General features: G+C 44.8%; 15 protein-coding genes and 5 tRNA genes. 15 read left to right on the forward strand and 5 right to left on the reverse strand.

Annotated features, from left to right (window positions below; translation table 11 throughout):
• Positions 1–234: 234 nt before the first annotated feature.
• Complete coding sequence (locus AC1DXC_RS12220) at positions 235–1,395, reverse strand: helix-turn-helix domain-containing protein (RefSeq protein WP_477459437.1); 1,161 nt, start codon at positions 1,393–1,395, stop codon at positions 235–237.
• Between the two features lie 275 nt (positions 1,396–1,670).
• On the opposite strand from AC1DXC_RS12220, the gene AC1DXC_RS12225 reads away from it, so the two are divergent.
• Positions 1,671–2,135 carry a GNAT family N-acetyltransferase gene (locus AC1DXC_RS12225; RefSeq protein WP_477459438.1) on the forward strand — a complete coding sequence of 155 codons (465 nt, stop codon included), beginning with the start codon at positions 1,671–1,673 and terminating at the stop codon, positions 2,133–2,135.
• A 75-nt stretch (positions 2,136–2,210) separates the two neighbouring features.
• Here the strand turns inward: AC1DXC_RS12225 and AC1DXC_RS12230 are convergent, their stop codons facing one another.
• Positions 2,211–2,705 carry a hypothetical protein gene (locus AC1DXC_RS12230; protein WP_477459439.1) on the reverse strand — a complete coding sequence of 165 codons (495 nt, stop codon included), beginning with the start codon at positions 2,703–2,705 and terminating at the stop codon, positions 2,211–2,213.
• Positions 2,695–4,821, reverse strand: a complete 2,127-nt coding sequence (gene ispG / locus AC1DXC_RS12235) for a (E)-4-hydroxy-3-methylbut-2-enyl-diphosphate synthase (RefSeq protein WP_477459711.1) — start codon at positions 4,819–4,821, stop codon at positions 2,695–2,697. Before ispG ends, AC1DXC_RS12230 begins: the two co-directional genes overlap by 11 nt.
• Before the next feature lie 275 nt (positions 4,822–5,096).
• Between ispG and trxA the strand changes: the two genes are divergently transcribed.
• Positions 5,097–5,396 carry a thioredoxin gene (trxA, locus tag AC1DXC_RS12240; RefSeq protein WP_477459440.1) on the forward strand — a complete coding sequence of 100 codons (300 nt, stop codon included), beginning with the start codon at positions 5,097–5,099 and terminating at the stop codon, positions 5,394–5,396.
• 126 nt (positions 5,397–5,522) lie between these two features.
• On the opposite strand, the gene AC1DXC_RS12245 is transcribed toward trxA, so the two are convergent.
• Both AC1DXC_RS12245 and AC1DXC_RS12250 read right to left on the reverse strand, forming a co-directional pair.
• Positions 5,523–6,716 carry an acetyltransferase domain-containing protein gene (locus AC1DXC_RS12245; protein WP_477459441.1) on the reverse strand — a complete coding sequence of 398 codons (1,194 nt, stop codon included), beginning with the start codon at positions 6,714–6,716 and terminating at the stop codon, positions 5,523–5,525.
• 70 nt (positions 6,717–6,786) lie between these two features.
• Positions 6,787–7,452, reverse strand: a complete 666-nt coding sequence (locus tag AC1DXC_RS12250) for a phosphatase PAP2 family protein (RefSeq protein ID WP_477459442.1) — start codon at positions 7,450–7,452, stop codon at positions 6,787–6,789.
• Between the two features lie 117 nt (positions 7,453–7,569).
• Here AC1DXC_RS12250 and AC1DXC_RS12255 point away from each other — a divergent pair, with 117 nt between their 5' ends.
• From AC1DXC_RS12255 to rplL, 13 genes are all read left to right on the forward strand, one after another.
• The gene (locus AC1DXC_RS12255) at positions 7,570–8,103 is read left to right on the forward strand and encodes a DUF6886 family protein (RefSeq protein ID WP_477459443.1); all 534 of its coding nucleotides are present in this window, start codon (positions 7,570–7,572) and stop codon (positions 8,101–8,103) included.
• Positions 8,104–8,501: 398 nt separating this feature from the next.
• Positions 8,502–8,574 (forward strand) — tRNA-Thr (locus AC1DXC_RS12260).
• Positions 8,575–8,637: 63 nt separating this feature from the next.
• Positions 8,638–8,718: transfer RNA gene (locus AC1DXC_RS12265), tRNA-Tyr, on the forward strand.
• Between the two features lie 82 nt (positions 8,719–8,800).
• A tRNA-Gly gene (locus AC1DXC_RS12270) sits at positions 8,801–8,873 on the forward strand.
• Between the two features lie 94 nt (positions 8,874–8,967).
• A tRNA-Thr gene (locus AC1DXC_RS12275) sits at positions 8,968–9,039 on the forward strand.
• A gap of 65 nt (positions 9,040–9,104) precedes the next feature.
• The gene (tuf, locus tag AC1DXC_RS12280) at positions 9,105–10,292 is read left to right on the forward strand and encodes an elongation factor Tu (protein WP_133231743.1); all 1,188 of its coding nucleotides are present in this window, start codon (positions 9,105–9,107) and stop codon (positions 10,290–10,292) included.
• A 127-nt stretch (positions 10,293–10,419) separates the two neighbouring features.
• Positions 10,420–10,490: transfer RNA gene (locus AC1DXC_RS12285), tRNA-Trp, on the forward strand.
• Between the two features lie 18 nt (positions 10,491–10,508).
• Complete coding sequence (secE, locus tag AC1DXC_RS12290; protein ID WP_133231745.1) at positions 10,509–10,703, forward strand: preprotein translocase subunit SecE; 195 nt, start codon at positions 10,509–10,511, stop codon at positions 10,701–10,703.
• 14 nt (positions 10,704–10,717) lie between these two features.
• The gene (gene nusG / locus AC1DXC_RS12295; RefSeq protein ID WP_133231747.1) at positions 10,718–11,260 is read left to right on the forward strand and encodes a transcription termination/antitermination protein NusG; all 543 of its coding nucleotides are present in this window, start codon (positions 10,718–10,720) and stop codon (positions 11,258–11,260) included.
• A gap of 204 nt (positions 11,261–11,464) precedes the next feature.
• Positions 11,465–11,905, forward strand: coding sequence for a 50S ribosomal protein L11 (rplK, locus tag AC1DXC_RS12300; RefSeq protein WP_128531932.1), 441 nt, complete (start codon positions 11,465–11,467; stop codon positions 11,903–11,905).
• 103 nt (positions 11,906–12,008) lie between these two features.
• Positions 12,009–12,707 (forward strand): 50S ribosomal protein L1, encoded by a 699-nt coding sequence (rplA, locus tag AC1DXC_RS12305; protein WP_133231749.1) that lies wholly within the window; start codon positions 12,009–12,011, stop codon positions 12,705–12,707.
• A 2-nt stretch (positions 12,708–12,709) separates the two neighbouring features.
• Positions 12,710–13,228: a 50S ribosomal protein L10 gene (rplJ, locus tag AC1DXC_RS12310; protein ID WP_477459444.1), complete on the forward strand. Its 519-nt coding sequence runs from the start codon at positions 12,710–12,712 to the stop codon at positions 13,226–13,228.
• A 61-nt stretch (positions 13,229–13,289) separates the two neighbouring features.
• Positions 13,290–13,673 (forward strand): 50S ribosomal protein L7/L12, encoded by a 384-nt coding sequence (gene rplL, locus AC1DXC_RS12315; protein WP_073405423.1) that lies wholly within the window; start codon positions 13,290–13,292, stop codon positions 13,671–13,673.
• Positions 13,674–13,883 lie beyond the last annotated feature (210 nt).

Here is a 13,883-nt window from a genome sequence, read left to right on the forward strand (position 1 = left end):
TGTGTTATTTAGTTGGCACAATGTTAGGCAGATGGGCAATGCCTGTCGTTCGGGATTATCCAACGGAACGTGTTTGATGGGATAATTTTCAAGTCAAGCGAGGGGGGGCTGCGCGATTCCCCTCTTGAGAGGGGTGGAGGGGTGTGTTAGTCAGCATTGTGGTGAAACCCACCCCTGCCACCGCACAATCCGGCACGCCCCCTCCCAGGAGGGGAACCGGAAATATCCCGCTTTTCAGGATTGCAAAGAAGCCGTAGCCGCCTTATGCTGATTTATAAACCCACTCGGCGACATCCCCATCTGCGCTTTAAACACTGTATTAAATGTGGTTTTAGAACTAAAACCCGCACTATAAGCAATACCCAGCATATTGAGGTGCTTATATTTATCCGATAGCATAATTTGTTTAGCCTCCTCTACCCGGTAAGCGTTCACAAACTGGAAAAAGTTGAGCCCTATCTTCTCGTTTAGCAGGTAAGACAGATCGTGTACAGACACACCCGTGGCTTCGGCGAGGTGAGGCAGACTGAGTTCGTTATCGAGGTAAAGCTTTTCGGCCGTCATCAGGCTTTCGAGTTTGGTGCGCATCTCCAGGGACTGTTCTTCTGTAAGGCGTTGTTTGATGGGTTTTACCTGTGCATCAACTTCCACGATAACTTCGTTGAGGGCCGTCAGTTCTGCCACTTCAAAGGGGAACACCTCTTTTTGTGCCAGCGAGTAGTAGAATATGGCGAGGCCGCCAAGCAGGTAGCCTGCGGCAATAAAAACCGATCGTATGTGTATCCCAAAGAAAATGGATGCGAAAAATAATGCCAGCATCCCACCTACGCTCAGCAGCAGGTATTTGAGCCAGCTAAGGTTTACGGGTACCGTATCGGAAGCAATAAGCAACAAGTGCTTTTGATGTTTGCGCAAAGTATTAAAGGCCAGTACCCAATATACAAGCAATTGCACATTGATAGACCAGCGCACCAAAAAGCCAATCACAAAGTTCAGCTTCGGCGGCAAGCTGAAGCGCCCGCCTATCAACTGGTGATCGGGGAAATACAAAACCGGCACCATATACAAAAAGAAGATGGCGAAAGGTATAAAATGCAGGTAATCCTTTGCTTTAAACTTGCTGCCCGGCGTGGTGAACTGAACGATGCTGAGATACAAGGCGGGTGCCAGCGCGAAGCGGGATAATTCGTTAAAGCCGATAATGCGTGGGTATGTAGCATCCAACCTGGCATCGTAGAGCACCACATTACAAACCATGCAGCCTACCGCAGCAAAAAACAGCCCCAGCCAACGGTTGGCCGCCACGTTTACCTTATGCGGATTGAACCAGGCCACAAAAGCCATCAAAAAAAAGCAATTGCAGGTGATGATGTTTAAGATAAGCTCAGTACTCATGCCTTAAAATTAGGATTTCAATTTGAAAATAAGATAATTTGAAAATTACAAAACACTATATTTGGATAACAAAAATTACCGCCGCTGTTACTTAACGCACCAAACAGGCTAATTACACTGCCTGGAATTGTATAACATTCAGCCATTCTAAAGGCTGCTTTTAACCACCAATTGCCGGTGGACTGAATTTCTTTTGTTATATAATTTAAACCAAAACAATGTTTTTTATCGAATCCGAACGGTTAAAATTAATACCGTTAACACACACGCAGCTTTTGTTATTACAAGAAAGCCGCGAAAAAATGGAACTATCTATGGGCCTTAATCCATCAAATATGCTTGTAGACCAGATTTGGCAAGACGAACTTGCCGACGCCATCGAGAACTGGTGCATCCCCAAAACACTTGCTAATCCTGATAAATGGATATGGTACAGCATTTGGGAGGCGGTGCGTAAAGACACCAATACCAGCATCGGCGGCTTCGGCCTGGGTTGGCCCGATGAAAAAGGCGAATCTATCACCGGCTACTCAATCGACCGTAATGAGCAAGGCAAAGGCTACGGCACCGAGGGCTTAAAACGCATATGCGAATGGGGCTTTGAAAACCCGGACGTAAAAGTGATATGGGCCAGCACGGACGATTGGAACGCGCCCTCTAAACGGATACTGGCAAAAGCCGGATTTGTTGAAAACGGCGTAAGGGACAACCGGCCGGCATTTTATCTGCGGAGACCTTAGTTGAGTACTTAAGCATCCTGCCTGCAAAGCGGGGTGCTTATTTACTACATGAAACTGGCTTGCCGGACGAAAAGTCTATCTACAGTTGGGCGTTTCTTTCCACTTGTCGAGGTAAGCTTTTATCAGGCTTTCGGCCTTCTTTAATTCACCGGGCGATAAATAACTTTTTATTAAAACCCGGGCGGTGGTGGCTTGTTGCCGAGGGTCATATTCTGCCGCGAGCATTGCCCATAAGTAAGCGTTCACATTCGCCTGATCCGCGTCTGATCCAAAATAATTTACAGCTAATGGCCCCATCGCGTTAGGTTGTTTCTGCTCGGCAGCCAACTTAAGCCAATGGCGCGCGGTGGAATCATGCGAATCCGCACCGTTATACATTAATGAAAATCCGACGGCAAACTGCGCAAGGCAGTTGCCTTTTTCGGCGTAGGGTTTTAATTTAATAAGGGCTTCGTTAAAATTTTTAGCGTCAAAGGCCATCAGTCCTTTATCAAAATTGCTGTCTTGCCCAAAGCTTTTAAAACCTGTTACGATTACCAGTAGAAGAAGAGCTAACTTTTTACTTAGCATATTCTACAGGTTCTATCCAGTTACCATCATCCTTAATGATACCGACCAATTCATCAAGCGCATTGGCGGAGTTGATGTTTTTCTTCACTGCCTCTTTACCGCGATAGAGGGTAACCTTATCTGTACCCGAGCCAACATAGCCATAATCGGCATCGGCCATTTCGCCAGGCCCGTTTACAATGCAGCCCATGATGCCAATCTTCAAACCTTTTAAGTGACTGGTGCGGCTGCGGATCATTTGGGTAGTCACCATCAAATCAAACAAGGTGCGCCCGCAGCTTGGGCAACTGATGTATTCTGTTTTGGAGATGCGCGAACGGGTGGCCTGCAATATCCCAAAAGCTGTGGAAGTAATCACCGAGGTTTCTATCTGCGGCGCATCTATCCAAATCCCATCGCCAAAACCATCAACCAATAAAGCGCCCAGGTCGGTAGCAGCGTAAAGCTGTAGGTTAGATGTGAGATTTGAGATATGAGATATGAGACCGGAATCTTGATTAGATATGAGATGTGAGATATGAGATGTGAGACCGGAATCAATTGGTTTCCCGTCTTCCGGGCTTTCGGACTGCCGACTTTCGGACTCAAAACTGTAACTCCGTTTTACAATCACAGGCACATCCAAACCAAATTCTTCCAGTTTCAGGAAAAATGAGCGCTGATCTGCCATGCCGTGGAGTTGGTTGGTTTCCAACACAAATACCAGGCTTTTATCCATTTGCAGTAAACCGAACGCTTCCGAATCAAGATCGGCGTTGGTTATCCTCACGAGATTTAGCGCAGAAGTACGGTCTGCACCCTCAGCAATATATTCCTCTAACGTAAACACCGGATGGCAAAGCGTTTTATCAGCCAGTTTTTGCCAGGCAATGTAATTGTAAAGCTGTTTTAAGTTGCCGGGCAGGTTAAATGATGGAAGGCTATCGCCCAGGTAAACAAAATCTACCGATTGCTCGGCCATGTTGTATTTATCCAGCAGGGGCGAATACAGGTAACCAGCCGCATTCATCACGGCAGGGTCCTTCAGGTTGGCTTGTGAAATATCAACCACCACTCTTGGCACCATGTGCCCGCCTATAAAGGCATTGGCCTCGTAGGTTTCGCGTTTTTTGTATTCGTAGGGATTGTGTAGGCTCAACCCGGCGCCCTCCAAAGGGGAGGAGATATTTGATTCGCTCTCTTGGTTCTTGATTCTCGGTTCTTGACTCCTTTTCAAATATCTGTTTACCAGCGCAATGGCAACAGGTGCTTCTGCCTCGGGTTCTTCGGTAAGGGATACGCGGACGGTATCGCCAAGGCCATCTTCCAATAAGGTACCAATGCCTACAGCAGATTTGATGCGGCCGTCTTCTCCGTCGCCGGCTTCGGTTACGCCCAGGTGCAACGGGTAATTCATGCCTTCGGCCACCATGGTTTGTACCAGCAGGCGGTAGGCTTGCACCATTACCTGAGGGTTGCTGCTCTTCATTGATACCACCAGGCTGTAATAACCCAGCGTTTCACACATGCGGATGAACTCCATAGCGCTCTCTACCATGCCCTGCGGTGTATCGCCGTAGCGGCTCATGATACGGTCGCTCAACGAGCCGTGGTTAGTGCCGATGCGCATGGCAGTACCGTACTCTTTACAAATTCTTACCAGAGGGGTAAACTTCTGAAAGATGCGCTCCAGTTCGCCGCGGTACTGGGCATCAGTATAATCTAACTGATCGAATTTTTTTTTATCGGCGTAGTTGCCGGGGTTTACGCGCACCTTTTCTACTATGCGGGCAGCCACTTCGGCAGCGTTTGGCGTAAAATGTATATCGGCAACCAACGGCACGGTGTAGCCGCGCTGGCGCAGTTGTTTTTTTATTTCGGCGAGATTGTTTGCTTCTTTGATGCTGGGCGCGGTGATACGCACATATTCGCAGCCGGCATCAACCATGCGGATGGTTTGCTCTACTGTACCAATGGTATCCATGGTATCGGTAGTGGTCATGCTTTGGATGCGGATAGGGTTGTTGCCGCCCATAGGCACATCGCCAATAAAAACCTCGCGGGTAACAAAACGTGAGTAGTCAGTCAACGAATTACAGTAACGGCCTTGCAGCATTTTTACGGCATCAGCATTCATTTGCAGGGTGGTATTAATAAGCTGCAAATTTAAGGATAAAGTTGGAAGTAGTTAGAATGGTTGAGAATAGTTAGAAAAGTTAAAAAGGGGGTAGAGAAGTTAAAAGGGTTAAAAAGGTTGGAGAAGTTGGGAGGTGCAAATATCCGTGACGCTCGTGAACCATCGCGGCCCGGATATAATAATATCTCAGTGGCACGTAAAATCTCCTGCAAAACCTCCATTGAACGAAACGTTTTACCTGCTCATCCGTTATTATTACATAAACAGATAAGGCCATGGCAAATTTTAAGGACATCATCGCATCAGAAATACCCGTTTTGATTGATTTTAGCGCCGAGTGGTGCGGCCCCTGTAAAATGATGCCGCCGATACTGAAACAGGTAAAAGATGCCCTGGGCGATAAAGTAACCATCCTCAAGATAGATATCGACAAAAACCCTTCGGCCGCCAGCGCTTACCATGTGCAAAGCGTACCCACGCTAATGGTTTTCCAAAACGGCGAAAGCAAATGGCGCCAAAGCGGCGTAATACCGGCAAGCCAGCTGCAACAGGTGATACAGCAGTTTATTAAGTAGATTTGAGATTTGAGACATGACATATTAGAAAATGCACACGAGCAGTTTTCGAAATTCTGTAAATTCTCAAATTCTGTAAATTCTGATTCAGACAATCCTGTTAATCCCTCAACCCTTAAATCGTGTCTACAAATAACTCAGCCACCATTGGCTATGTGTTTTTTTGTATTGGCTGTACCACCTGCACGGGAAATACAGCGTTAAAATAACAAGCAGCCATATGATATATGCTCCGCCCAAACTGTAACCAAAGCCCGGCGGCGTAAAAAGAAAGGGGATGTTGGGCGTAATAATTTGCGAGGGTTTATACCCCTGTGCAAAAAACAAGATAACCGTTAGGAGCCTGATTAGGTAAAAATGCAGCATGTAATAAAAGAAAGGCACGTTGCCGTAGGTGGTAAAAAACGCGGCTACTTTGCCTTTGCCCCTTTCGGTAAGGGCGAGCACCAGCAGGGATACCGATAGCGTCATGCACGTGTACATCAACGATGGCGGATACTTGCTTACGTTTAAAAACGAAAGGAAGGTGTAGGTGCTGTTTTTTTGCAGGGCCCAGGGGGCAGGGTCGCCGTAGATGTTGGTATAGCGCAGCACCACGAATAGCACAAACGCCGTGGCAGAAGCCGTTAATAATAATCGCTTGCGTTTGGCAGCATCGAAGGTGGCGTTGTAAAGCGGCCCGAAAAGATACCCCATCAGCATTACGCCCGTCCATGGTAGTACGGCGTACAATACAAAAACAAAATGGCTTGCATCAAGCGGCAGTACGGTGCCCCTGGCAGTAAGGAAAACCTTTAACAATACCGATGATGCGCCTGTTTGGGGCAGCACCATGCTGTCGAGTATATTATGCCCGAAGAACAGCAGAACGGCTAGGCTAACCGTAATCCATTTCGGCAGCCATATCAGCAATCCCAGGAATATCATACTAAGCCCTATCACCCATATCACCTGCAATACAAGCACGTTATAAAGCGGGTTCAACGTAAGGGCCAGCGTTATCAGTAATAGTTCTACTACAATAAGCCATAATCCTCTTTTCATCAAAAAACCGCTGAACTGCTTTTTTGTACGGCGCGTACCGGCCAGGTAAGCCGATATGCCACTGAGGAACACAAATGTTGGCGCGCAGAAATGCGTTATCCACCGGGTGAAAAACAGGGCTGGGGTTGTGGTAGCCATGTTGGTAGGGTCGCTGGTGAGTGCGCCAATTTGAAAGTAATCGCGCACATGGTCCAGCGCCATAATCAGCATAATTGCTCCCCGCAGTATGTCAATAGATTGTATCCTTGTTTTTTGGGGAGCGGCAACGGTTGTCATTGTATATAAAGGTTTTGAGCTTTGAAGATACAATTATTCTTGCCGAAATAACAAACAGGATACCCGGAAATTATTGCTTCTCTGCCACGGGCGCCTCGTCTTTTTTTGCCGGTTTGCGCAGGTACAGCCACGATAGCAGGTAGAGACATAGCAGGCCGAGGAGGAAACCACCGGTTACATCGGTAAACCAATGCGCACCCAGGTAAATGCGCGAGAAGGGGATGGTAAATATCATAAAAAGGCTTATTAGCGCTACCATTACCCTTGCCCATTTGGCAATGCCTTCTAACTGGTACATCAGCATCACCACGAAACCGAAGAATACCACATAGAAGAGTACATGCCCGCTGGGGAAACTCTGCTGGGTAGTTTTAAGCACCACCCGCACCAGGTCGTCGGTAGGGCGGGGGCGGTTTACCAATACTTTTACAATAGTACTTACCAGGCCGGCTACCATGGTAAACAATATATATACCGCGGCCTTTTTAAACTTAAAAATAAAAAGCAACAGGCTGGTACAAACAATCATGATGGGCGATTCCGGCATAAAGCCGGGGCAGCTGATGAGGTACATGGCCGTATCCAGAAATTTATTCTGATGCTCCTGTATCTCTTCCGAGAATTCGATATCGATAAACGATGTTGGGTGCAGCATCACCAAAATGGTAAGCACAATAAAGCCGATGCTGATGATAGCCAATACCAAAAACAATATGTGTTGCCTGCGTTTGTTCATCTATGATTCTCCGTAGCTGTTTTATATTATTTAACCTGATACGTAGTACCGGGTTTTAACTTTTCGGTTATTTATTCAATAATAGCGTATAAATTAGCAGCAAACAAAACCTTTTTTGTGCAGCAACCGGCGGAAGGCATATTTCATGTGAGTGAAGAGGCAGGCATCAAGCTTTTCGTGCCAAGGCCCTCACCATCTTATTTCGCAGCCATTACCGGCGACGTAGTATTTGCCATTAGTGGCAAGTTGCTGCATAATTACCTGCTGCCGCGCAATTGCCCACGGGTTACCTTTTATGCAGGCGATGATACCAGCCAGGCCGATAGGGATCGTTTCCTGGGTACATCGGCTGCCACCTATATTATAATAGTAGAGAGCGGATGGTATAAGCAAATATGCGATACCGTTTTAACCTGCTATGAATTTGCGCCGGATAATTTTACGCTGCTTGATGCATGCGCCGGTTATCACATATCATATGAGCCCGAAAAGCCCGTTGCCGAACAAAGGGTTGCCAATATAATAGAAGAACTGCTGAAGCGCGATGTGGAGCTGAAGTTTACCCCGTCTCTTATTGATGTGGCGGCGGGCTTAAGTAAATCTACCTTGAATTTCTCGCTCATCAGGATGCGAAACGCAAAAGGCATATAACCTGTTTGCAGAATTTACGTCGCCAGAGTAGCGCGAAACTTGCTAAATTCGATAAACAAGCAGGCTCCCGATGGTATCCCCGGGGAACGGCCGTGCATAAAACTTAACGTTTTGACAGTGATAATGATACCCCTGCGCACCTGTACACAAGGCAGGAAGGCCCATTTTCCGCACAAAATCAGCCGAATTATGCTGCTTTAGCACCCCTTGATTTTTTTTGAAAAATAATTTTGCACGGCTTTAAATTTTTGTAGATTTGCAATCCGTTTCAGAGAGGTCATTAACATGCTCCTCGCCGCAAGCGGAAAGGTTCTTTAAAATAAAAAAAATAGCGCAATATTAATTGCCGCCGATTTTGGGAAAGCTAAATGTGAGTACTGCAAATTGGTAACAATTAAGCCTCCTTAGCTCAGCTGGTAGAGCGACTGACTTGTAATCAGTAGGTCATTGGTTCGATCCCGATAGGAGGCTCTGTTATTTCGGAGATGTGATGCTTAGCTTCCAATTGAGCATGGCAGATCCGAAATCAACAACGGGGGGATACCAGAGCGGTCAAATGGGGCGGACTGTAAATCCGCTGCTTCGGCTACGAAGGTTCGAATCCTTCTCCCCCCACTTTAAATGCCTAAAGTGCTAAATTCTAAATTCTAAAATTTGTTTTAGGGTTTAGAGTTTAGCTTTTAGATTTTGAAAAATTGCGGAAGTAGCTCAGTTGGTAGAGCGATAGCCTTCCAAGCTATAGGTCGCGAGTTCGAACCTCGTCTTCCGCTCGGTTGGTTCATTAGTGGGTTGGTTCATTTGTTCATTAGTGACAGCCGGAAAAGACCAATGAACTACTGAACAATTGAACCAATGAACAAAAAAGCCGACGTAGCTCAGGGGTAGAGCACTTCCTTGGTAAGGAAGAGGTCATGGGTTCAAATCCCATTGTTGGCTCATTATATTAATAATAAGTATAATACGTTTTAAAGTATAAATTAACCTACAAACAAATATAAATCATGGCAAAAGAAAAATTTGACCGCAGTAAACCGCACTTAAACATCGGTACTATCGGTCACGTTGACCACGGCAAAACAACCCTTACTGCAGCTATCACTAAAGTATTAGCTGATGCAGGTTTATCAGAAGCTCGTTCATTTGATTCAATTGACTCAGCTCCTGAAGAAAAAGAGCGTGGTATCACAATCAACACTGCGCACGTTGAGTACTCAACTGCAAACCGTCACTACGCTCACGTTGACTGCCCGGGTCACGCGGATTATGTGAAAAACATGGTTACAGGTGCTGCTCAGATGGACGGTGCAATCATTGTTGTAGCTGCTACTGATGGTCCTATGCCACAAACTCGCGAGCACATCCTTTTGGCTCGTCAGGTAGGTGTACCTTCATTGGTTGTATTCATGAACAAAGTGGATATGGTTGATGATCCAGAATTGTTAGAATTAGTAGAAATGGAAATCCGCGAACTATTATCGTTCTACGATTTCCCAGGTGATGATATCCCGGTTATCCAGGGCTCTGCCTTAGGCGGCCTGAATGGCGATCCACAATGGGTTGGCAAAATTATGGAGTTGATGGATGCTGTAGATAGCTACATCCCTATCCCTCCGCGTTTGACAGATCTTCCGTTTCTTATGCCTGTTGAAGACGTATTCTCGATCACTGGTCGTGGTACTGTTGCAACTGGTCGTATCGAGCGTGGTGTTATCAACTCTGGCGAGCAAGTAGACATCCTGGGTATGGGTGCCGAAAACTTAAAATCTACAGTTACAGGTGTGGAAATGTTCCGCAAGATCCTTGACCGTGGCGAAGCTGGTGACAACGTAGGTTTATTGTTACGTGGTATTGAGAAAACCGATATCCGTCGCGGTATGGTTATCTGCAAACCAGGTTCAGTAAAACCACACACAGATTTCAAAGCAGAAGTTTACGTATTATCAAAAGCTGAAGGTGGCCGTCACACGCCTTTCTTCAACAAATACCGTCCTCAGTTCTATTTCCGCACAACAGACGTTACAGGCGAAATCAGCCTGGCAGAAGGTGTAGAAATGGTTATGCCTGGCGATAACGTTACCATCACTGTAAAGCTGATCAACGCAATCGCAATGGAAAAAGGCTTACGTTTCGCTATCCGTGAAGGTGGCAGAACAGTAGGTGCCGGCCAGGTAACTGAAATTTTAAAATAATTTCTTACCCTTAAATGGGTAGCAAAACGGTTAATTTTTGTGTAAAGTACCGGAGCTTTCGCTTCGGTACTTTATTCACAATATAAGTAACATAACAAATCTCCCTAAACAAGAGGTTTAATAATACACGGGAATAGTTCAACGGTAGAATAGAGGTCTCCAAAACCTTTGATCAGGGTTCGAATCCTTGTTCCCGTGCTTTAAGTATCAATAAATATGGCTGGCGTAGCTGAGTATATAAAAGAATCATACATCGAGTTGACCGAGAAAGTAACCTGGCCAACCTGGAGGGAGTTGCAAAACAGTGCCGTACTGGTATTGGTTGCCGCTATTATCATAGCCATGGTTATTTTTGGTATGGACCAAATTATTGGGTACCTGCTAAAAACATTCTATACATCAGTAGCCTAAATTATATATTATAGATGAGCGATCAATTAAAGTGGTACGTAGTTAGGGCTATCAGCGGTAAAGAAAAAAAGGTAAAGCAATATATCGATGCCGAAGTAAACCGCTTAGGCATAACTCATCTTATACCGCAGGTACTGATCCCTACCGAGAAATATTACCAAATGCGCGATGGGAAGAAGATTGCTAAAGAACGCAACTATTTCCCGGGATACGTATTGATGGAGGCCGCGCTTGATGGCGAGTTGGAACACATCATCAAAAACATTAACAGCGTAATTGGTTTCCTTGGTGATAAGGCAGGTAACGCTATCCCACTTCGCCAGGCCGAAGTTAACCGCATTTTAGGCAAGGTTGACGAGATGACCGCACAGGGCGAAACCATGAACGTGCCATATTACGTTGGCGAAAACGTAAAGGTAATGGACGGCCCTTTCAACGGTTTCAGCGGTGTGATAGAAGAAGTGAACGAGGAAAAGAAGAAACTGAAAGTAATGGTAAAGATATTCGGGCGCCGTACGCCGCTTGAATTGAATTACATGCAGGTAGAGAAAGAATAGTTTAGATAGGAGATGTGAGATTTGAGATGTGAGAAACATCGCCAAGTCAAATTGATCAACCTAAACAATAATCATAAAATATAAAGGTTTGAATAACCTGGTATGAGTCTCAAGTCTCATATCTAACATCTCAAATCTACAAACGTCTTAAATGTTACTTAGCTTCCACTTACTAACATTGAGTTATAATTAAATCAAAGTAAAATGGCAAAAGAAGTCGGTGCGATGGTAAAGCTTCAGGTAAAGGGCGGCGCTGCAAACCCATCTCCACCAATTGGCCCAGCATTGGGTGCAAAAGGTGTGAACATTATGGAGTTTTGCAAGCAGTTCAACGCACGTACCCAGGATAAAGCTGGGAAAGTGTTACCGGTGCTTATTACTGTTTATGTCGACAAGTCTTTCGAATTTATCATCAAAACCCCTCCGGTAGCTATACAGCTTTTAGAAGCAACAGGCTTAAAGAGTGGTTCGGCAGAGCCCAACCGTAAAAAAGTTGCCAATGTAAATTGGGAACAGGTTGAAACTATCGCCAAGGATAAAATGGTTGACTTGAATGCATTTACAGTAGAATCAGCCATGAAAATGGTGGCAGGTACTGCCCGCAGTATGGGAATCACCGTATCAGGTACGGCTCCCTGGAACTAAATGATCTAAGGATTGGGGAAGCAGGGTAAGGGTTTCAAAGCTCCTATTTAACATCTCAAATCTAAGGTCAAAATTATTAATTAATACAAATCAGTTTAAGACAGTGGCTAGATTAACAAAAAATCAAAAAGCGGCACTATCCAAAATTGAGGCGAACAAATCGTACTCATTAGAAGCAGCATCAGCTTTGGTAAAGGAATTAACCTTAACCAAGTTTGATTCATCTGTTGATATCGATGTGCGTTTAGGCGTAGATCCGCGTAAAGCCAATCAAATGGTGCGTGGTATTGCAACCTTACCTCATGGAACCGGTAAAACTGTACGTGTATTAGTTCTTTGTACTCCTGATAAGGAACAAGAAGCTAAAGACGCAGGTGCAGATTACGTAGGTTTGGATGAATATATTGCCAAGATCGAAGGCGGATGGACTGATGTTGATATTATCATAACTATGCCTAGCGTTATGGCTAAAGTTGGTCGTTTGGGTCGTATCCTCGGTCCGCGTAACTTAATGCCTAACCCTAAATCGGGTACAGTAACACCAGAAGTTGGTAAAGCTGTAACCGAGGTAAAAGCTGGTAAGATCGATTTCAAGGTTGATAAAACCGGTATCATCCATACCTCGATAGGAAAAGCGTCTTTCCCTGCCGATAAAATTTACGAGAATGCATTAGAAGTATTGCAAACCATCTCTAAATTAAAACCATCAGCAGCAAAAGGAACATATTTTAAGAGCATTCACATCTCTTCAACAATGTCGCCGGGTATAACAGTTGAAACTAAATCAGTAACGGGAATTTAATCATGAATAAAGAAGAAAAATACGACCTTGTCGTTGCTCTAAGCGAGCAGATGAAAGAGTATGGTAATTTCTATATTACTGATACGTCTGATCTTACAGTTGCAAAAGTTAACAATATCCGTCGCCAATGCTTCGAGGCAGATATCACCATGAAGGTAGCAAAAAACAGCTTGATTAAAAAAGCGATGGAAGCTGCCGGTGGCGATTTTAGCCCGATATACGATGTGTTGAAAGGTTCATCATCAATCTTTTTCTCAAAATCGGCAACTGCCCCGGCAAAGCTGATCAAACAATTGAGGAAAAAAGGCGAGAAACCAATCCTTAAAGCAGCGTACATCGATTCAGCAATATTTGTTGGCGATAACCAGTTAGATACTTTGACCAAACTAAAATCAAAGGAACAACTGATAGGCGAGATAGTAGGCTTACTGCAATCACCAGCCAAAAACGTTATTTCTGCATTACAATCAGGCGGAAATACTATTGCAGGCTTAGTGAAAACATTACAAGAAAGAGGTTAACGAACGCCTCATTAAAAGTTCGAAATAAACAAAAAGCATTAAAGTAAAAAATTAAAATAAAATGGCGGATTTAAAAGCGTTTGCTGAACAGTTGGTAAACTTAACAGTAAAAGAAGTAAACGAATTAGCTCAGATCTTGAAAGATGAGTATGGCATTGAGCCTGCTGCTGCTGCTGTTGCAGTTGCTGCTGCTCCTGCAGGTGGCGATGATGCTCCTGCTGCTGAAGCAGTACAAACTGCGTTTGACGTTATCCTGAAAGAAGCAGGTGGCGCTAAATTAGCAGTTGTTAAATTAGTAAAAGACCTTACAGGCCTTGGCTTGAAAGAAGCTAAAGACTTAGTTGACGGCGCACCTAAAGAGGTAAAAACCGGCGTAACTAAAGAAGAAGCTGAATCTCTGAAAAAACAATTAGAGGAAGCCGGAGCTGTAGTTGAGGTTAAATAATTTAGCCCACACAAAATAGCATCAGACTCCGTCCATTTTGGACGGGGTCTATTGCTGTTTAAAGGGATTTGAGATGTGAGATATGAGACGTTAGATTTTTATCCTAACGTCGTCAAACATCGTCAATAGACAAGGTGGTCTCAAATCTCATACCTGCCTGCCGGCAGGCAGGTCTAGTATCTCACACCTAAAGTGTTTATAAACTAAAAT

This window comes from Mucilaginibacter sp. P2_D11 (assembly GCF_056404435.1).